We start from the raw sequence: 18,994 nt of genomic DNA on the forward strand, positions 1-18,994 counted from the left end.
GGGGAGGCCGCCCCACTACGACCGGCCTCCCCCACACCACAACACGTTGGCGCGTATTACGGTCGAGCAAGCTCGACCACTACACCGCGGTCCCCGCCACGACCTCCACACCTCGCGCGCGACGGATCAGCCGCGTCACGGTATTGCGCAGGTCATCGAGCACCGCGTAGATCGTCGGCAGGAACAGCAGGCTGACCACGGTCGAGAACGCCAGGCCGCCGGCAATCGCGCGCGCCATCGGCGAGTACTCCGGGCCATTGCCGAACATCTGCGTGTCGGTCAGCGAGATCGGCACCATCGCCAGGATCGCCGTGCCCATGGTCATCATGATCGGGCGCAGGCGTTCGCGTGAGCCTTCCACCAGCGCCTGGGTACGGCCCATGCCGCTGCGCCGCAGGTTGTTGATGTGCTCGATCATCACGATGCCGTTGTTCACCACCACGCCCATCAGCACCAGGATGCCAATGAAGGACATGATCCCGAACGAGGTGCCAGTGATCCAGAAAAGCCAGAACACGCCGAAGATCGAGAACAGCACGCCGCTCATGATCGCCGCCGGGAACAGCAGCGACTCGAATACCGCCGCCATCACCACGTAGATCATCACCAGCGCGATCAGCAGGTTGAACACCATCTGCTGCATGGCTTCATCATCGTTGCCGTAGTCGCCGCCATCGAAGGTGAAGCCGTAGCCGGCCGGGAAGTTCATCGGCTTGAGCACGGCCTCTATCGCCTTGCGCCCGTCCGGTGCGGTGACCTTCCCGGCCAGGTTGGCCTTGATGGTCAATGTCGTCTGACGATTGGTACGGCCGATCTGGGTGGCCGACGAACCAACGTCCACGGTGACCAGGCTCAGCAGCGGCACGCTGCGGCCATCGCCGGTACGCACGCTGAAACCGGCCAGGTCTTCCGGGCTGCTCTGCTCGGCGCCGGCAAAGCGCACCCACACCGGCACTTCATTGTCACCGCGACGGAACTCGCGCATCGGTGCGCCGCGCAGCGCCAGGCCGACGAAGCTGGCCACCTGTTCGGCGTTGAAGCCGAACGCTGCGGCACGCTCACGGTCGACGCGTACCTTCAGCTCGCCGCCCTTCTCGCCGTTGTCGATGCGCACGTCCCGCAGTTCGGCACGCTGCGCCAGCAACGGCACCACTTCCTGGCCGATCTCCTGCAGCATCGAGCTGGAATCGCCCACCAGCTGCACCTGCACGCCCTGGTTGCCGCCACCCCCGCCATCGCCGCCCTGGTTGCCGACGAAATAGTCGGTGCGGGCGGACTTCGGCAGGCCCTTGCGCAACTCTTCCTGCAGCGCCTTGATGTCCTTGGCGTACTTCTCGTCCAGGGTGACCACCGTGGAGCTGCCTTCCTGCTCGCTGTACCAGGAGTACACCTGCTTCACGTGCAGGCGCTCGCGGTTCTGGTCGATCCAGCTCTCCACGCGCGCCACTTCCTCGGACATCTGCCGGTAGGTGTAGGCGCCCTTCCACATGTAGCCGATGAAGATGTCCTTGCCGCCCTCGCCCCCGAACATGTCGACCTTGGTCAGCTTCATCGGCACCAGGCTGACCAGTACCACCAGCAGGATGCCGAGCAGGCTCCAGCCGCGGTGGTGCAGCGACCAGTCCAGCAGCTGTGCATAGCGCCGCTGCAGGCGCGCGATCAGGCCGGTCTGCGAGTGCACCAGCTTGGGTGTGGCCATGCGTGCGGACAGCATCGGAATCAGGCTGACCGCGACCAGCCACGAGGCCAGCAGCGAGACCGAGATGGTGATCGCGATCTGCGCCATGAAGATGCTGATGTTGTTGGTCTCGCCGAACAGGTTCGGCACGAACACGATGCAGTGGCACAGCGTACCGGCGCTGAGCGCGATGGCCACGTTGCGGGTGCCGATGATCGAGGCCAGCCGTGGCTGCCCCGGCATGCGCTCGCGCTCCTGGTAGATGCTCTCCACCACCACCACGGCGTTGTCGACCAGCATGCCCACGGCCAGCAGCAGGCCCATCATGGTCAGGATGTTCAGCGTCACCCCGACGAAGTACATGAAGCCCAGGGTGATGGTGAAGCAGATAGGAATGGCCAGGGTCACCATCAGCGTCGACGGCCAATGGCGCAGGAAGAAGAACAGCACCGTCACCGACAGGATCAGGCCGACCGCACCGGCTTCGGCCAGCTCCAGCAGCGACGAGGTCACCGCCTTGCCCTGGTTGTCGATCACCTTGATCTGCACGTCGCGCATCGACGGCTGCGCACGGATCGCCTCGACCTCGGCCAGCGCCGCGCGCGACACGTCCACCAGATTGGCGCTGCGCTCCTTGAAGATGTCCAGGCCGACCGCCGGGTTGCCGTCCAGGCGACGCCCGTAGTTCATCCGTGCAGGCTTCAGGCGGACGTCGGCGATATCGCCCAGGCGCAGGCCCTTGGCGTTGATCACCAGGTCGCGCATCTCCTGAAGGTCGGTGATCTCGCCCACCGGCTGCACGCGCACGCGCTGGCCGTTGTCGTCGATCTGCCCGGCCGAGATCGAGAAGTTCAGCGTGCGCAGGCGCTCGCTCAGCTCGTTGATGCTCAACCCATGCGCGTTGAGCCGGTTCGGATCGATGGCGATCTCCACCTCGTTCGGCGGTGCACCGGTGATGTCGACGCGGGCCACACCGGGAATACGCTCGATGCGCCGTTTGAACTCACGGTCGAGCATGTCATAGGCAGTGGTCAGGTCGGTGGTACTGGCCAGGCGTACCTTCAGTACCGGCTGGTCACTGCTGGACCACTTGAACACGTTGTAGCGCTGCAGGTCGTCGGGCAGGTCGCTGCGGATCGCATCGATACGCTCGCGCGCGTCGGACGCGGCAATGGCGATGTCGCGGTCCCAGTCGCTGAACTCGATGTAGATCAGCGCCGCCTCGGAGGTGGCCGATGAGCGCATGCGCTTGATGCCGGTCATCGTCGCCAGCGACTCCTCGACCGGGCGGATGATGGTCCGCTCCACTTCCTCGGGCGTCGAACCGGTGTATGGGATCTGCACGAACAGGAACGGCGCGGAGATGTCCGGCAGCGCCTCCAACGGCAGCCGGAACGAAGCGATCAGGCCGATCACCACCAGCGACACGAAGCACATGATGGTGGTGACCGGGCGGCGGATGGAGAACTCGGCAACGCTCATGCCGGCTCCTCCACACCTGCCGTGCCGCCCTCGTCGCCATGCAGGCCTTCACCGGCATGCTTGCGGCCGCGCTCACGGTAATAGGCGTCGCCGCGACGATCCATCAGGTCGTACACCACCGGGATCACCAGCAGCGTCAGCAGCGTCGACACCAGCAGGCCACCGATCACGGTGATCGCCATCGGTGCACGCACTTCGGCGCCCTCGCCCATGGCCACCGCCAGCGGCAGGAAGCCGAACAGCGTGCACAGCGTGGTCATGATGATCGGGCGCAGGCGCGAACGCGCACCTTCCACCAGCGCCTCATGCTTGGCCACGCCGGCTTCGCGCAGCTGGTTGACCTTGTCGATCAGGATGATCGCGTTCTTGGTGACCAGGCCGACCAGCAGGATCAGGCCGATGAACACCACCACCGAGATGGGCTTGCCGGTCAGCATCAGCGCCAGGATCGCGCCGACCAGCGCCAGCGGGATGGTGAACAGGATCACGAACGGGTGCAGCAGCGACTCGAACTGCGAGGCCATCACCAGGTAGACCAGGAAGATCGCCAGTCCAAAGGCGAAGATCAGCGACTTCGCCGCCTGCGCCAGCTCTTCGCCCTGGCCACCGATGTGCAGGCCAACGCCCGCACCCAGCGGCTGCTCGGCCACCATCTGCTGCACTTCGCGCATGGCTGCGCCGAGGTCGATGTCGCGCAGGTTGGCCGATACCACCGCCACCCGGGTCTGGTCGGCACGATGGATCTCGCTGGGGCCGGTGGTGGCGACCACGTCGGCCACCGCGTCCAGGGTGACCGGGCGGGTGCTGCCCGGATTGACGATCAGCCGGCGGATGCTCTCGACGCTGGCGCGGTCACCTTCCTGGGCACGCACCAGCACGTCGATCTTGCGATCACGGAAGCTGTAGCGGGTGGCGACGTCGCCGCGCACCTTCTTCACCACCACGTCGGCGATCTGGCGGGTGGTCAGGCCCAGCGCACCCGCGCGCTCCTGGTCGAAGCGGATCTGGATTTCCGGGAAGCCCTCTTCCACCGTCGACTTCACGTCGGCGTAGTGCGCATTGCCGCGCAGCATCGCCGCCAAGCGCTGGCCGGCCACTTCCAGGGTCGCCATGTCCTGCCCGCGCAGTTCGATTTCCAACGGCGTGGAGAAGCTGAACAACGCCGGCCGCGCGAAGTCGACCTGGGCGCCCGGGTGCTGGCTCATGGTGCCGCGCAGGCGTTCGGTGATTGCCGCTTCAGTGCGCGCGTTGCCACCGCCTTCCATCACCACAGTCAGCTTGCCGATGTTCTCGCCGCTTTCGGTCGGACTGGCATCCAGCCGGGTGCCGCTGCCACTGACGCCATACAGCGAGGCCACGCCCTCCCCCTTGCCGTGCGCCAGCTGCAGCTCGCGCACCAGCGCATCGGTCTGCTTCAGCGGCGTGCCGGCCGGCAGCTTCACCGTCATTTCGAACCGGTCCTGCGCCAGCTGCGGAATCAGGTCCGCGCCAAGCATCGGTACCAGCGCCATGGTCGCCACGAAGATGATGGCTGCCACGCCCAGCACCTTGCCGGGATGCGCCAGCGCACTCGGCAGCAGGCGCAGGTAGCCTCGCTCGGCGCCTGCATAGGGCTTCATCGCCAGGTCGCTGGCCTTGCGCATCACCGGGCCGACCACTGCCACCACGCCACGCCACACGCGCACGACAAGCCAGGCCAGCGCATAGAAGCTCCAGCGCACGCTGGCAACCACGCCACGGCGGCCCAGCGCGACCGGCTTCTGCCAGCGCTTCTGCGGCTGCCATGCTTCGTTCGGCGCCTCTTCCGGGAACGCCAGCGGCGGCCGCCCCTTCAGCGAGCTCAACATCGGGATCAGGGTCATCGACACCAGCAGCGAGATCGCGATGGCGATCGCCACGGTCAGCGCCTGGTCGCGGAACAGCTGCCCGGCGATGCCATCGACGAACACCAGCGGCAGGAACACGGCGATGGTGGTCAGGGTCGAGGCGACCACCGCCATGCTCACTTCGCGGGTGCCGGCAATCGCCGCCTGCAGGATGCCCAGGCCACGCTCGCGGGCCTTGGCGATGCTCTCCAGCACCACGATCGAGTCATCCACCACCAGGCCAGTGGCCAATGCCAGGCCGCCCAGCGACATCACGTTCAGGCTCAGGCCGAGCTGGCCCATGAAGAAGAACGTGGCGATGATCGATACAGGCAACGACAGGCTGATCACGAACGTGCTCCAGCCATCGCGCAGGAACAGGAAGATGATCAGGATTGCCAGCAGGCCACCGATCACCGCGTCCTTCTTGACGTCGGCGATGGCGTGCTCGATGAAGCGCGACTGGTCCTCGATGGTGGTCAGCTCGACATCGGACGGGAACGTGCCCTTGATCTGCTCCAGGCGCTTGCGCAGCGCTTCGGCGGTGGACACGGTGTTGGCGTCGCCTTCCTTGTAGATGGCCAGCTCGACCGATTCCTTGCCGCCCAGGCGGATGATCGCTTCACGCTCCTTGTAGCCCTGCCGCACCGTGGCCACGTCCTTCAGGCGTACCGGCACGCCATTGGCGACCACGCTGGAGCCACCACCGGACGATGCGCTCTGTGCCGCCGACGCGGCGGCGATGGCTGCCGCCGAACCGGTCGACGCGGCGATGTTGAACATCTGCTGCAACGCCGAGTCGGCTGCGCTGCCATTGGCGGCCTGGGTGGTCACCAGCAGGTTGCGGATTTCCTCGAGGTCGGCGAACTGGTTGACAGTACGCACCAGGAAGCGCTGGGAGCCCTCCTCCAGGCGGCCGCCGGAGATGTTGATGTTCTCGTCCTTGAGGCGCTTGATGACGGTGTCGATCGGCAGGTTCAGCTGCGCCAGCTTCTGCTGGTCGATGTCGACCTGGATCTCATCTTCCAGGCCACCGCCCACCTTCACTGCTGCCACGCCGGTGACCGGCTCCAGCTTCTTCTTCAGGTCTTCATCGGCATAGCGGCGCAGGCCGGTCAGCTCGCGGACCGCATCGGCATCGCTGGTCGGCGCCGTCTTGTTCGACAGCACCAGGCGCATGATCGGCTCGGTGGACGGATTGAAGCGCAGCAGCACCGGGGCCTTGGCCTCCAGCGGCAGGTTCAGCGCTTCCATCTTGTCACGCACCTCCAGGCTGGCCTGGTCCATGTTGGTGCCCCAGGCGAACTCCAGCACCACATCGCTCTGGCCGGTGCGCGAGACCGACTTCAGCTTGCGCAGGTTCTTGACCACGCCCACCGCTTCTTCAACCGGCTGGGTGATCAGGGTTTCGATTTCGGTCGGCGCCGCACCGGTGTATTCGGTGCGCACGGTCAGCGTCGGGTAGCTCAGGTCGGGCAGCAGGTTGACCTTGAGGTTGCCGAGCGCGATCAGGCCGAACAGCAGCAGCGTGACCGTGCACATGGCGATGGTCACACGGCGACGCGTGGCGAATTCCACCAGGCCGCCGCGCATGCCGGCGGCGGCGCCGTCGCTCGCCGGCGAGGCACCGTGGTCGTGGCCCGGGGCAGTCATTGCTTGCTCCCGGCCTTGTCTGCGGGCTTGGCGGCCGCCGCGACCGCCTTCGCCTTCGGATCGGCGATCACCTGCACCGTGGTGCCGTCGCGCAGGGCGACCTTGCCGGCGGTGACCACCTGATCACCGGCCGCCAGGCCATCACGGATCTCCACCCACGGGCCCTCGGCGTAACCCAGCTTGACCGGAACGCGTGCGACCTTGCCTTCGCGCACGCGGAACACCGCCGGCTCACCGTCGTCGAGCAACGCCAGGCGCGGTACCACCAGCGCATCGGCACGCTGGTCGTAATCGATGCGGATGCGCCCGAACATGCCGGGCTGCAGCGCGTGCGCGGCACCATCGAAGGCACTGACCACGCGAAACGTGCCGCTGCCCGAGTCCACCACCGGCGCGATGCGGTCAACGGTGCCGGTGAAGCTCTGGCCCGGCAGTGCGTCGGCCGCCAGCGTCACCGGCTGGCCGGCACGCAGGGTGGCCAGCTCACGTTCGGGTACGTTGAGCGTGGCCTCCAGCCGCGAGTTGTCGACGATGCGGAAGATCGGTGTATTGATCTGCACGAAGTTGCCGGTCTTGATCGAGCGTGAGGCGATCACACCCGAGATCGGTGCCACGACCGTGGTGTAGGACAGCTCCAGCGTAGCCAGGCGGTACTGCGCACGGACGTTCTCCAGGTCGTAGCGCAGCTGGTCGACATCGGCAGCGCTGACCATCTGCTGGCCGACCAGCTTCTGTGCGCGCTGGTAGTTGTTTTCCAGCTTGCGCATCTGCGCTTCGCTCTGCGCCACGGCCAGGCGTGCACGGTCCGGGTCCAGCCGCACCAGCGGCTGGCCGGCGGTGACCCGCTGCCCTTCCTCGACCAGCACCGCCAAGGCCACGCCGGAGGTTTTGGCGACCACCTGCGACTCTGCACGTGGCTCCAGCGCCGCGGTGCCGGTGTAGCTGGCTGCGACGGCACGATGGCTGGCCACCGCCACTTCGACCGGGACTGCGTCGACCTTCTTCTCCTCCTTGGTCTCGGCGGCCTTGGCTTCGGAATTGGGCCCTGCGGCGCAACCGCCCAGCAGCAGGGAGGTGGAGATCAGCAGTGCGGCAGCGCAGATTCCGCTGCGACGGCCGGACAGGAAGGTTGGGTGCGACATCGTCAGGTCCCTGGAGGATGCGTGGACAGGTGTGGTAGCAAAGTAATGCACCACTTCACAGCAACACCATATCCCAAAGGTCATGGTGCCTTCGTGCCGCTGGTCGGCCCGCCCCCATTTCAGCTAGATGAAACCTGAGGCTATACTCGGGTCGTTCCGTACCCCACGCCGGAACGACCAGACCCGAATCCCCGGAAACGACACCATGCGCCCGCAGCCGCTCGCCGCTTGTCTCGCTCTGGCCGTCCTCCTGCCCCTTGGGGCCGCCGCACAGCCCGCTCCCGCTCCTGCCACACCCACCCCGGCGCCTGCCGCCGCGCCGGCGCCTGCCACGCCCACCGGCAACTTCGACAATGGCCGTGTCCTGGCCTACACCTGCCAGGGGTGCCACGGCATCACCGGCTACAAGAACGCCTACCCCAGCTACCGGGTGCCGAAGATCGGCGGCCAGACCCAGCAGTACCTGGCCCAGGCCCTGACCGAGTACCGCCAGGGCAAGCGCCGGCATCCGACGATGCAGGCGCAGTCGATGAGTTTCAGCGAACAGGAGATCGCCGATCTCTCTGTTTACCTGTCCACCGTCAAGTAAGGCCCGCCCATGTCGAAAGCCGCGCATCCGATGCGTCACGCCATCGCTCTGTCCGTTGCCCTGCTGCTGGCCGCCTGTTCGCAGTCGCAGGTGGAGAACAGCGAGAAATCCGCTGCCGACCCGGGCCATGCCAGCGGCGAACACGGTTCTTCGTCCTCCGCCGGCCTGCCGGCAGGCCGCGAGGCCGCCGGTGAGGCCCGCGCCAAGGTGAAGGGCAAGGCCACCAACCAGAGCTGCATCGACTGCCATGGGGCCGACGGCAATGCGCCGATCGATCCGACCTATCCGAAGCTGGGTGGCCAGTACGGTGACTACCTGGCGCACGCGCTGCAGGCCTACCGCGCCGGCGACCGCCAGCATGCGCTGATGACGCCGCAGGCGAAGGACCTGAGTGATCAGGACATCGCCGATCTGGCGGCGTATTTCGGCAGCCGGCCGAGCCAGCTGCGGGATCTGCACGGGGTCAAATGACGGCCGGCCCCCGGTGGGTGCGGACCCTGGTCCGCACGGACCGTTGATTGGTGGGTGCGGACCGTTGGTCCGCACAGATCCGCATATCCACGCATGGCGTGGATCTACTGATTCTTCATCCGATCAATCGGCGCACTGCTGGCGCCGACCGATACTCAGCCTTCCAGCTCTTCCCAGCGCGCGTACGCGGCATCCAGCTCGGCCTGCACCTTGGCCAGCTGCTGGGTGTGCGCGGTCACTTCCGCACTGCTGCGGGTATAGAACGCCGGGTCGTTCATCGCCGAGGTCAACCCTTCGACGTCGCCTTCCAGCTTCTCGATGGTCTTCGGCAGCTGCTCCAGCTCGCGTGCTTCCTTGTAGGCCAGCTTGCGCTTGGGGGCAGCCGGGGGGGCAGCGGCCGGGGCGGCGGCCGGCGGCTTGGCTGCGGGGACCGAGGCAGGCGCCGCGATGCTGGCCGCATAACGCTGCCAGTCGCTGTAGCCACCGACGTACTCGCCGATCACGCCGTCGCCTTCCATCACCAGCGTGGAGGTCACCACGTTGTCGATGAAGTCACGGTCATGGCTGACCAGCAGCAGAGTGCCGGTGTATTCGCCCAGCAGCTCTTCCAGCAGCTCCAGGGTTTCCACGTCCAGGTCGTTGGTCGGTTCGTCCATCACCAGCAGGTTGGACGGCTGCGCGAACAGCTTGGCCAGCAGCAGGCGGTTGCGCTCTCCACCGGACAGGCGGGTAATCGGCGCACGCGCGCGTTCCGGGGTGAACATGAAGTCCTGCAGGTAGGCATGCACGTGCTTGCGCTTGCCGTTGAACTCGAGGAAATCGCGGCCTTCGGCCACGTTCTCGATCGCGCTCCAGTCTTCGCGCAGCACCGCGCGGTACTGGTCGAAATAGGCGATCTGCAGGTTGGTGCCGGCGTTGACTTCGCCCTTGGCCGGCTGCAGCTCGCCCAGCAGCAGCTTCAGCAGCGTCGTCTTGCCGCTGCCGTTGGGGCCGATCAGGCCGATGCGGTCGCCGCGCATGATGGTGGTGGTGAAGTCGCGGACCATGGTGCGCTCACCGAAGGCGAACGAAATATCCTTGACGTCGATGACCTTCTTGCCAGAGCTGATGCCCTGTGCGGCTTCCATCTTGACGTTGCCGCTGAGATCACGGCGCTGCGAACGCTCCACGCGCATCGCCTTCAGGCGGCGCACGCGACCCTCATCGCGGGTGCGGCGCGCCTTGATACCTTGGCGGATCCAGACTTCTTCCTGCGCCAGCAGCTTGTCGAAGCGCGCGTTTTCCTGCGCCTGCGCGTTGAGGCGTTCCTCTCGGCGACGCTCGTAGTTGGCCCAGTCGCCCGGCCAGCTGGTGACCTGGCCACGGTCGATCTCGACGATGCGGGTGGCCAGTGCACGCAGGAAGCGGCGGTCATGGGTAACGAACACCACGCTGCCGCTCCAACCCTTCAGGAACGCTTCGAGCCAGTCGATGGCTTCGATATCGAGGTGGTTGGTCGGTTCGTCCAGCAGCAGCACGTCGGGGCTGGACACCAGCGCACGGGCGAGCAGCACGCGGCGCTTCATGCCGCCGGACAGGCGGCCGAACTCGGCCTCGCCGTCCAGGTCGAGCTTGGTCAGGGTTTCGCTGACACGCTGATCCAGGCCCCAGCCGTTGGCGGCGTCGATCTTGGCCTGCACGTTGCCCAGTGCTTCGCCATCAAATACTTCGGCGTGGCTCAGGTGATGGAATTCGGCCAGCCACTGGCCCAGTTCACCGAGGCCATCGGCGACGACGTCGAACACCGAGCCGGCGGCGCCATGTGGCACTTCCTGCTCCAGGCGGGTGACGCGCACGCCCTGCTGCACGCGGACTTCCCCGTCATCGGGCTTGTGATCGCCGGACAGCAGCTTGAGCAGGGTGGATTTGCCGGCGCCGTTGCGGCCGATCAAGGCGATGCGTTCGCCCGGCTCGATCGACAGTTCGGCCTTTTCCAGCAACAACGGGCCGCCGACGCTGAAGTCGACGTTCTGCAGAGTAATCAGAGGCATCCGGATATTGTACGGGTTGGGGGCGTCGGCCGGGTTGCACCCGGCACCCGCGGTAGTGCCGGCCGCTGGCCGGCAACCTCAACGCAACGTCAAAAGCGGCTTCCTGTGGGAGGCGGGGTGGGTCCGGTTGCGGGGGACGCCGTAAATACGTCCATGTAGGCCCGGTCGCCGCTTGCTCGTGTGCGCTGTCCTGCGCACACGGCAAGACCGGGGTTGGGCGTCCTGCCCAACCCGCCCGAGGCATGCCTCGGGCCCATGCGGCTCACGCCCCCGCAACGGGCCCATCCCGCCTTCGACAGGTTTCTGCGATCTGTCGGAACGGCATTCTGCTCTGGTGGGTGTCGACCTTGGTCGACACATGGGAATCTGATGAATTACCCCACCTCCCCAAGCAACGCCTGTAGGCCCGGCAGCCATTGCTTGCCCGGGTGGCGTACCAACCACAGGGTGCGCTGCAGGGGCGGCAGCGGGGTCTCCAGCACGCGCAGGCGGCCCAGGGCCAGCGGCTCTTCCAGCGCGTGGCGGGAAAGGCAGGCCAGGCCGAGACCGGCGATGGCGGCCTGCTTGATCGCTTCGGTATTGCCCAGCTGCAGGGTCTGGGCGAAGCCGCGCAGGTGCGGCAACAGCGCCTGTTCCACTGCTTCGCGGGTGCCGGAGCCGGGTTCGCGCAGCAGCCAGCGGGCACGGCGCAGTTCGTCCAGCGACCAGCGCGGGGGGGCGTGGGCGGCACCGACGATCACCAGCGGATCCTGCTGCCAGGCCGTGACCTGCAAACCGCGCTCATGGCACGGGCCTTCGATCAGGCCGGCGTCGGCGTCCAGGCGCTGCACGGCGGCGACTACGCCAGCACTGTTGTCGATGCGCAGGTCGACTTCGGCCTGCGGCGCCTGCCGCAGCAGTTCAGCGATGCGCTGCGGCAGCAGGTAGTTGCCGATGGTGGTACTGGCGGCCAGTACCAACCGCAGCGGTGCCCCTTGCGACGGGTCTCCGCCGGCGGCCAGCTGCCGCTCCAGATCAGCGGCATTGACCAGCAGGGTGCGCGCCGGCTCCAGCAGTGCGCGGCCGTGCCCGTTCAGCGCCAGGCGACGGCCGATGCGGTCGAACAGCGGCGTACCGAAGTGCGCCTCCAGTTCCTGCAGGGCGGCGCTGCTGGCCGACTGCGAGAGCGCGATGGCCTGGCCGGCGGCGGTGGTGCTGCCGTGGTCGGCGATGGCGACGAAGACTTGCAGCTGGCGCAAGGTCAGGCGCATGGCATTTACCCGCTTGATAGGTAGGTTTCACCCATATTATTCGTTTTACAGGTCAGGGACGAAGGCGCACGCTTGCCCCGTCACTACAGCCCTACCCCTGCCATGAACGCCCCCGCTCTCTCCTCCTGGTCGCTGCCCGCCCTGCGCCAACGCTGGCAGCCGCGCCTGCCCGGCCTTCTGCTGGTGGGCCTGATCGCGGCGGCATCGCTGTACCTGGCCGAGCTTCCCTGGTTGCAGGCGCATGGCCTGAGTGCACTGACCGTCGCCATCGTGGCCGGCATCGTGGTCGGCAACACCCTCTACCCGCGGCTGGCGCCGAGCAGCGCGGCCGGTGTCGGCTTCTCCAAGCACTGGCTGCTGCGCGCCGGCATCGTGCTGTACGGCCTGCGCCTGACCTTCCAGGACATCGGCCATGTCGGCGTCAGCGGCGTGCTGATGGACGTGCTGGTGGTCGCCAGCACCTTCGGCCTGGCCTGCTGGCTGGGCGTACGTGTGTTCAAGATGGAACGCGAGGCGGCAATGCTGATCGGCGCCGGCAGCGCGATCTGCGGTGCGGCAGCGGTGATGGCCGCCGAACCGGTGGTGCGTGGCCGCGCTGCGCAGGTCACTGTCGCGGTTTCTACCGTCGTGGTGTTCGGCACGCTGGCGATGTTCCTGTACCCGGCGCTGTATGCGCTGGTGCAGTCGCACGGCTGGCTGGCGATGGATGCGCGGCAGTACGGCCTGTTCACTGGTGCGACGGTGCACGAAGTGGCCCAGGTGGTGGCCGCCGGCCGCACGGTCAGCGAAGCCGCCGCCGATACCGCGGTGATCACCAAGATGGTGCGGGTGATGCTGCTGGCGCCGTTCCTGGTCGTGTTGTCGTTGTGGCTGGCGCGTGGCGGCAAGGCCAGCGCCGACGGCAGCAAGGCGCGCATCGTAGTGCCGTGGTTTGCGTTCGGTTTCGTGGCAGTGGCCGGTTTCAATTCACTGCACCTGCTGCCGGCCAGCCTGCAGGCCGGGCTGGTGCAGTTGGATACCGTGCTGCTGGCGATGGCGATGGCCGCGCTGGGCCTGACCACCCATGTCTCGGCGCTGCGCCAGGCCGGCCTGAAGCCACTGCTGCTGGCGCTGATCCTGTTCGCCTGGCTGCTGTTCGGTGGCCTGGCGATCCACCAGGGTGTGTTGGCGGTGCTGGGCTGAGCAAGGCGTGCCGACCAACGGTCGGCACCCACCCGTAGATCCACGCCATGCGTGGATGGCGGCCCAGGACGGGCGCTGCCGCGCAGGCAGGTACAATGCGCCATGACTGACTTCTCGACCCTGCCGCTGAGCCCGGCCCTGCAGCCCGGCCTGGACGCCCTCGGCTACACCACCCTCACCCCCGTGCAGGCGCAGAGCCTGCCGGCCATCCTCGATGGCCACGATGTGATCGCACAGGCGCCGACCGGCAGCGGCAAGACCGCCGCCTTCGGACTGGGCCTGCTGCAGGCCGTCGACCCCAGCCTGATCCGCGTGCAGGCGCTGGTCCTGTGCCCGACCCGCGAACTCGCCGACCAGGTCGGCAAGCAGATCCGCAAGCTGGCCACCGGCATTCCCAACCTGAAGCTGTTGCTGCTGGTAGGCGGCGTGCCGCTGGGCCCGCAGCTGGCCTCGCTGGAAGGCCACGACCCGCACGTGGTGGTGGGTACGCCCGGCCGCGTGCAGGAGCTGGCACGAAAGCGCGCGCTGAATCTTGGCGCGGTGCGCACGCTGGTGCTGGACGAGGCCGACCGCATGCTCGACATGGGCTTCGAGGAGCCGATCCGCGAGATCGCCGGCCGCACCCACAGGGATCGCCAGAGCCTGCTGTTCTCCGCCACCTTCCCCGACAGCATCCGCGCCATGGCGCGTGACCTGCTGCGCGACGCGGTGGAGGTGACCGTGGAAGGTGCCGACCAGGCACCGGCCATCCGCCACCTGTTCTGCGAGGTGGAACCGGCGCATCGCCAGAAGGCGCTGGCCGGCCTGCTGCTGAAGTACGCGCCGGAATCGGCGGTGGTGTTCTGCAACACCCGCAAGGACGTGGACGAAGTGGCCAACTCGCTGCAGCAGTTCGGCTTCTCCGCACTCGCCCTGCACGGCGACATGGAGCAGCGCGACCGTGAGGAAGTGCTGTTGCGGCTGGCCAACCGTAGCTGCAACGTGCTGGTCGCCAGCGACGTCGCCGCGCGCGGACTGGACGTGGAAGAGCTGGCGGCGGTGATCAACTACGAACTGCCGACCGACGTGGAGAGCTACCAGCACCGCGTGGGCCGTACCGGTCGCGCCGGTGCCAGCGGCCTGGCGATCAGCCTGGTGGCCGGCCGCGAGAAGACCCGCGCCGAAGCCATCGAAGCAAAGCTGGGTCAGCCACTGGACTGGCAGAAGACGCCACTGGCGACCTCGCGCCCGGCCGAGTTGCCGCAGGCGGCGATGCGCACCCTGCGGATTGACGGCGGCAAGACCGACAAGCTGCGCCCGGGCGACATCCTCGGCGCACTGACCGGCGATGCCGGCCTGTCGAGCAAGTTCATCGGCAAGATCGCGATCTTCCCGACCCGCTCCTACGTGGCGATCGCGCGTGAACAGGCCAACAAGGCCGTCGCCAGGCTGGAAGCCGGCAAGATCAAGGGCCGTCGCTTCCGCGTGCGGATGATGTGATTGAAGCCGGGTTGCCAACCACGGTTGGCAACGACCGGCTCCCGGCTCTTCGCTCTGGTAGATGCCAACCTTGGTTGGCATTCACCCTTCGATCAGAACACCAGTTCGGTGTGCAGTGGCAAGCCCGCCTCCCAGCGGGCCCGGCCGCCCAGGCCATCGAGCTCGACCAGCACACCGGCGCCGACCACTTCAACACCCAGGCGGCGCACCAGCGACAACGCAGCGACCAGCGTGCCGCCGGTGGCCAGCACGTCATCGATGATCGCGACACGGGCACCGCCCGGCAGCGCGTCGGCGTGCACTTCGATGCAGTCGCTGCGGTACTCCAGCGTGTATTCCTCGCGCAGCACCTGGCCCGGCAGCTTGCCCGGCTTGCGCACCGGCACGAAGCCGACGCCCAGCTCCAGCGCCATCGCGGCGCCGAGGATGAAACCACGTGATTCGATGCCGACCACCGCGTCCAGCTTCTGGTCGCGCCAACGGTCGGCCATCGCGGTGATCGCGCCGCGGAAGTCCTCGCCGTGGGCGAGCAGCGGCATGATGTCCTTGAACAGGATGCCGGGCTTGGGGAAGTCGGCGATGTCGCGCAGGCGGGAGGCCCACTGCGGAGCGACGATGGCGTCGGTCATGTCACATTGGCTATCTGATGGCGGCATAGGGTACCCGTTCCGGGCGCCGGCTGCCTGTTGGGGGTGTTCGGCCGGGCTGCGCCCGGCACCTGCAGAGGCTTCAAGCAACGGCAACGGCAACGGCAGAAGCGGGTTTCCTGTGGGATGGCGGGGTGGGTCCGGTGGCGGGGGCCGCTGCAAGTCCCCCTCCGGGGCCCGGCCCAGCCGCTGGCGGCTGTGCGTTCGGGCGCTTGCGAAGCAATGCTTCGCAAGCAAAGCGCCCTCACCCATGTAAGCTCGGTCGCCGCTTGCTCGTGTGCGCTGTCCTGCGCACACGGCAAGACCGGGGTTGGGCGTCCTGCCCAACCCGCCCGAGGCATGCCTCGGGCCCATGGCGCTCACGCCCCCGCAACCGGACCCACCCCGCCTTCGACAGAGTCCTGCGATCTGTCGTGGATCCACGCCATGCACGGATGAATCTCCATCGAAATCGAATATTTCGAGAATTGAATGAAGAGCATCCACGCATGGCCTGGATCTACCGTGTCGACCAAGGTCGACATCTACCCACAGCAGCAGGAATCTGTCGGAGGTGGGGCGGTGTCGGAGTGCGGGGTGTCAGCCGCATGGATGCGGCTGCCAAGCTTACAGGGACGTACTTGCAGCGTCCCCGCACTCCGACACCGCCCCGCCAAGCCACGGGATCCGGCTTTTGCTCTGGCCGTTGACTTGGCCTCTGCAGGTGCAGGGCGCAGCCCTGCCGAAACCCAGCCTCAGGAACTGCAGGACAGCATCGAGCAGCCGGCGCGGTTGTCGGCCCACGCCGGGCGCTTGCCGGCGAAGTGTTCAAGCCCCGGGCGTTCGGTGTATGGGTCGCGCAGCACGTCCTGCAGCGCATGCACACCGCCGAGGTCACCCTGCTCTGCGCGGTCGATCGCTTCCTGCGCCAACCAGTTGCGCAGCACGTACAGCGGGTTGGCCGCCGTCATCTTCGCCACGCGTTCGCTGGCCGGCAGCGGATCGCTGCGCAGGCGCTCCGCGTAGTCCTGCAGCCAGTGCTGCAACGGTGCCTGCACTGCCTGTCGCCGCGCCTCGTCGTAGTACACCGCGTCCAGAACCGTAGCGTCCGCTGCCGACGGGTCGATGCGCATCAGTGCGCGCCAGGCCAGGGTCATGTCCATGGCACCCTCCTGCATCAGCTGCTGCCAGCGCTGGTAGAGCTGCAGGTCGTCATCGTCGGCCGCGGCCAGCCCCAGCTTTGCCGCGGCATCGCGACGCGTGCAGGCCACGAAGGTGGACTGGAAGGCCGCCAGGCCCGCCTGCAGCGGTGCGACATCGGCGAACAGCGGCGACAGCGCCTGGGCCAATCGGCTCAGGTTCCAGTACGCCACCTGCGGCTGGGTGCCGAAGCGATAGCGGCGCCCCTGGGCGTCGGTGGTGTTCGGCGTCCAGTCCGGATCGAAATCCTCGACCCAGCCATAGGGGCCGTAATCCAGTGTGAGACCGAGCACGGACAGGTTGTCGGTGTTCATCACGCCATGTACGAAGCCGACACGCATCCAGTGCGCGATCATCTCGGCGGTGCGCACCGCGATCTGCGCGAACCAGTCGCCGTACCGTGCCTCGCCCTGCCCCCCCAGCCCGGGGAAATCACGGGCGATGCAGGTGTCCACCAGCTGTTGCAGCAAGGCAGTCTCGCCTCGAGAGGCCGGCAGCTCGAACGAACCGAAACGCAGGAACGACGGCGAGACCCGGCACACGATGGCACCAGGCTCGGCACGCGGGTGGCCGTCATAGAACATGTCGCGCACCACCTCCTCGCCGGTACCGACCAGCGACAACGCGCGCGTGGTCGGCACGCCCAGGTGGTGCATCGCTTCGCTGCACAGGAACTCGCGGATCGACGAGCGCAGCACTGCCCGTCCATCGGCACCGCGCGAGTAAGGCGTCGGCCCGGCCCCCTTCAGCTGCAGCTCCCAGTGGCGGCCATCGGGTGCCACCAGCTCGCCCAGTGAGATCGCACGCCCATCGCCGAGCTGGCCGGCCCAGTGACCGAACTGATGGCCACCGTAATTGGCGGCCCATGGTTGCATGCCGGCGTACAGCGCGTTGCCGCCGAATACATCGGCGAAGCCTTCGCTCTGGATCTCGGCAGCATCGAAGCCGAGCATCGTGGCAACCTCAGGCGACCACGCCAGCAACGTGGGCGCCACCACCGGCGTCGGCATCACCGGCGACCAGGCCGCGCCCAGCACTTCACGGCGACGCGGGCCGGATTCGGGGTCACCCGGCAGGACATGCAGCAGGCGGTTGTCGAAACGGGGGCTGTCGGTATCCATGACTCTGGAGGTGGGGGCGACCGCCGCCGGCCTCAATTGCCGCTGAGCGCCTGCAGATGGCCACCGTGGGCCTCGGCGCGCTGGTAAGCAGGCCGCTCGCTGATGCGCTTGAGGAAGCCACGCAGTGCCGGCTTGCCGTCGAGACCGCCACCGCGCGCGGCAGCAGCCTGGATCGGGAAGCTCATCTGGATGTCGGCCGCACTGAAGCGCTCGCCGGCAAACCATGGGCTTTCGGCCAGGCGGCGCTCCATCCAGTCCAGGTGCAGGCGCCGCTGCGGCCCAACGAAGCCCCGCTCGGCCTTGTCGGCAATGCTGCGTGCAATCGGGCGTGCGAAGAATGGCATGGGCGCATTACGGATGCGGCCCATCACCAGGGTCAGCAGCAGCGGCGGCATCGCCGAGCCTTCGGCATAGTGCAGCCAGTAGCGGTACGCGATGCGTTCGGTGCCGTCGGCCGGCATCGGTGACGGCGACAGCTGGCGCTGCGTGTCGTAACGGTCAGCCAGATAGTCGAGGATCGCCCCGGACTCGGCCAGTACCAGCTCGCCATCCTGCAGCACCGGCGACTTGCCGAGCGGATGCACGTTGCGCAGTTCCGGCGGCGCCAACAGCGTCTTCGGATCGCGCGGATAGCGGCGCAGTTCGTAGTCCAGCCCCAACTCCTCCAGCATCCACAGCACGCGCAGGGAACGGGAGTTTTCCAGGTGATGAACAATGCGCATGGGGACGATCCTTGGGAAGGCCGCCATCCTACCGCGCCGGCTGCATGCCCTTTGTAGAGTCGAGCCCTGCTCCACTGTCCTTGAGAACAGTCGAGCGTGGCTCGACTCTACAAAAAACAGCGGGCAATAAAAAACGCCGGAAGCTCTCGCTTCCGGCGTTCTGGCTACCCAACGGTAGCAGACGGATTAGACCGCCTGCACCTGGTCAGCCTGCATACCCTTCTGACCCTGGACGGCGATGAAGGTAACCTTCTGGCCTTCCTGCAGGGTCTTGAAGCCGGTGCCCTGGATCGCGCGGAAGTGCACGAACAGGTCCGGGCCGCTTTCCGGGGTGATGAAGCCGAAGCCCTTGGCGTCGTTGAACCACTTGACGGTGCCGGTCTGACGTTCAGACATTTTACTAACTCCTGAAACACATGTTGAAAAAAATCGCAGCCACCGGGTATCGGGGCCGAGACTGAGTTGCAGGCGTTGGTAAAGCGGATCGATGAGCGGATCGTGAGA

Annotated in this window: 13 protein-coding genes; 4 read left to right on the plus strand and 9 right to left on the minus strand. The window is 67.1% G+C overall.

Going from position 1 to position 18,994, the window contains the following annotated elements; genetic code table 11:
* Positions 1–79: 79 nt before the first annotated feature.
* From AC5P74_RS14030 to AC5P74_RS14040, 3 genes are read right to left on the minus strand one after another with little or no spacing between them, the layout of a single operon-like run.
* Positions 80–3,160 carry an efflux RND transporter permease subunit gene (locus tag AC5P74_RS14030; RefSeq protein ID WP_495204980.1) on the minus strand — a complete coding sequence of 1,027 codons (3,081 nt, stop codon included), beginning with the start codon at positions 3,158–3,160 and terminating at the stop codon, positions 80–82.
* Positions 3,157–6,678: an efflux RND transporter permease subunit gene (locus tag AC5P74_RS14035; RefSeq protein WP_053499673.1), complete on the minus strand. Its 3,522-nt coding sequence runs from the start codon at positions 6,676–6,678 to the stop codon at positions 3,157–3,159. Before AC5P74_RS14035 ends, AC5P74_RS14030 begins: the two co-directional genes overlap by 4 nt.
* The gene (locus AC5P74_RS14040; RefSeq protein WP_049411461.1) at positions 6,675–7,820 is read right to left on the minus strand and encodes an efflux RND transporter periplasmic adaptor subunit; all 1,146 of its coding nucleotides are present in this window, start codon (positions 7,818–7,820) and stop codon (positions 6,675–6,677) included. The genes AC5P74_RS14035 and AC5P74_RS14040 overlap by 4 nt, the downstream gene beginning before the upstream one ends.
* A 205-nt stretch (positions 7,821–8,025) precedes the next feature.
* Between AC5P74_RS14040 and AC5P74_RS14045 the strand changes: the two genes are divergently transcribed.
* A complete protein-coding gene (locus AC5P74_RS14045; protein ID WP_005416219.1) occupies positions 8,026–8,409 on the plus strand; it encodes a c-type cytochrome in 384 nt (127 codons plus the stop codon).
* A 9-nt stretch (positions 8,410–8,418) separates the two neighbouring features.
* Positions 8,419–8,880 carry a c-type cytochrome gene (locus AC5P74_RS14050; protein WP_005416218.1) on the plus strand — a complete coding sequence of 154 codons (462 nt, stop codon included), beginning with the start codon at positions 8,419–8,421 and terminating at the stop codon, positions 8,878–8,880.
* Between the two features lie 155 nt (positions 8,881–9,035).
* Here AC5P74_RS14050 and AC5P74_RS14055 read toward each other — a convergent pair whose 3' ends face one another.
* The gene (locus tag AC5P74_RS14055; RefSeq protein WP_095377734.1) at positions 9,036–10,910 is read right to left on the minus strand and encodes an ATP-binding cassette domain-containing protein; all 1,875 of its coding nucleotides are present in this window, start codon (positions 10,908–10,910) and stop codon (positions 9,036–9,038) included.
* Positions 10,911–11,284: 374 nt separating this feature from the next.
* On the minus strand, positions 11,285–12,160 hold the full coding sequence (locus tag AC5P74_RS14060; RefSeq protein ID WP_346608151.1) for a LysR substrate-binding domain-containing protein: 876 nt from the start codon (positions 12,158–12,160) through the stop codon (positions 11,285–11,287).
* A gap of 102 nt (positions 12,161–12,262) precedes the next feature.
* On the opposite strand from AC5P74_RS14060, the gene AC5P74_RS14065 reads away from it, so the two are divergent.
* Both AC5P74_RS14065 and dbpA read left to right on the plus strand, forming a co-directional pair.
* Positions 12,263–13,342 carry a YeiH family protein gene (locus AC5P74_RS14065; protein ID WP_164263342.1) on the plus strand — a complete coding sequence of 360 codons (1,080 nt, stop codon included), beginning with the start codon at positions 12,263–12,265 and terminating at the stop codon, positions 13,340–13,342.
* A 102-nt stretch (positions 13,343–13,444) separates the two neighbouring features.
* Complete coding sequence (gene dbpA / locus AC5P74_RS14070) at positions 13,445–14,821, plus strand: ATP-dependent RNA helicase DbpA (protein WP_346608152.1); 1,377 nt, start codon at positions 13,445–13,447, stop codon at positions 14,819–14,821.
* Between the two features lie 92 nt (positions 14,822–14,913).
* On the opposite strand, the gene AC5P74_RS14075 is transcribed toward dbpA, so the two are convergent.
* The 4 genes from AC5P74_RS14075 to AC5P74_RS14090 form a co-directional block, all read right to left on the minus strand.
* Positions 14,914–15,450, minus strand: a complete 537-nt coding sequence (locus tag AC5P74_RS14075; protein WP_005416213.1) for an adenine phosphoribosyltransferase — start codon at positions 15,448–15,450, stop codon at positions 14,914–14,916.
* A gap of 752 nt (positions 15,451–16,202) precedes the next feature.
* Entirely contained in the window at positions 16,203–17,768 is a 1,566-nt protein-coding gene (locus tag AC5P74_RS14080; RefSeq protein WP_346608153.1) for a protein adenylyltransferase SelO, read from the minus strand.
* 32 nt (positions 17,769–17,800) lie between these two features.
* Positions 17,801–18,490 (minus strand): glutathione S-transferase family protein, encoded by a 690-nt coding sequence (locus AC5P74_RS14085; protein ID WP_053500891.1) that lies wholly within the window; start codon positions 18,488–18,490, stop codon positions 17,801–17,803.
* Positions 18,491–18,676: 186 nt separating this feature from the next.
* Positions 18,677–18,886, minus strand: coding sequence for a cold-shock protein (locus AC5P74_RS14090; protein WP_005416210.1), 210 nt, complete (start codon positions 18,884–18,886; stop codon positions 18,677–18,679).
* Positions 18,887–18,994 lie beyond the last annotated feature (108 nt).

The sequence above is a fragment of the Stenotrophomonas sp. YJH_SMC_94-11 genome, assembly GCF_059370435.1.

Excerpts from the sequence above, each read along its gene's own strand:
- AC5P74_RS14030 (WP_495204980.1), bottom strand. The coding sequence starts at position 3,160 with ATGAGCGTTGCCGAGTTCTCCATCCGCCGCCCGGTCACCACCATCATG.
- AC5P74_RS14035 (WP_053499673.1), bottom strand. The coding sequence starts at position 6,678 with ATGACTGCCCCGGGCCACGACCACGGTGCCTCGCCGGCGAGCGACGGC.
- AC5P74_RS14040 (WP_049411461.1), bottom strand. The coding sequence starts at position 7,820 with ATGTCGCACCCAACCTTCCTGTCCGGCCGTCGCAGCGGAATCTGCGCT.
- AC5P74_RS14045 (WP_005416219.1), top strand. The coding sequence starts at position 8,026 with ATGCGCCCGCAGCCGCTCGCCGCTTGTCTCGCTCTGGCCGTCCTCCTG.
- AC5P74_RS14050 (WP_005416218.1), top strand. The coding sequence starts at position 8,419 with ATGTCGAAAGCCGCGCATCCGATGCGTCACGCCATCGCTCTGTCCGTT.
- AC5P74_RS14055 (WP_095377734.1), bottom strand. The coding sequence starts at position 10,910 with ATGCCTCTGATTACTCTGCAGAACGTCGACTTCAGCGTCGGCGGCCCG.
- AC5P74_RS14060 (WP_346608151.1), bottom strand. The coding sequence starts at position 12,160 with ATGCGCCTGACCTTGCGCCAGCTGCAAGTCTTCGTCGCCATCGCCGAC.
- AC5P74_RS14065 (WP_164263342.1), top strand. The coding sequence starts at position 12,263 with ATGAACGCCCCCGCTCTCTCCTCCTGGTCGCTGCCCGCCCTGCGCCAA.
- dbpA (WP_346608152.1), top strand. The coding sequence starts at position 13,445 with ATGACTGACTTCTCGACCCTGCCGCTGAGCCCGGCCCTGCAGCCCGGC.
- AC5P74_RS14075 (WP_005416213.1), bottom strand. The coding sequence starts at position 15,450 with ATGACCGACGCCATCGTCGCTCCGCAGTGGGCCTCCCGCCTGCGCGAC.
- AC5P74_RS14080 (WP_346608153.1), bottom strand. The coding sequence starts at position 17,768 with ATGGATACCGACAGCCCCCGTTTCGACAACCGCCTGCTGCATGTCCTG.
- AC5P74_RS14085 (WP_053500891.1), bottom strand. The coding sequence starts at position 18,490 with ATGCGCATTGTTCATCACCTGGAAAACTCCCGTTCCCTGCGCGTGCTG.
- AC5P74_RS14090 (WP_005416210.1), bottom strand. The coding sequence starts at position 18,886 with ATGTCTGAACGTCAGACCGGCACCGTCAAGTGGTTCAACGACGCCAAG.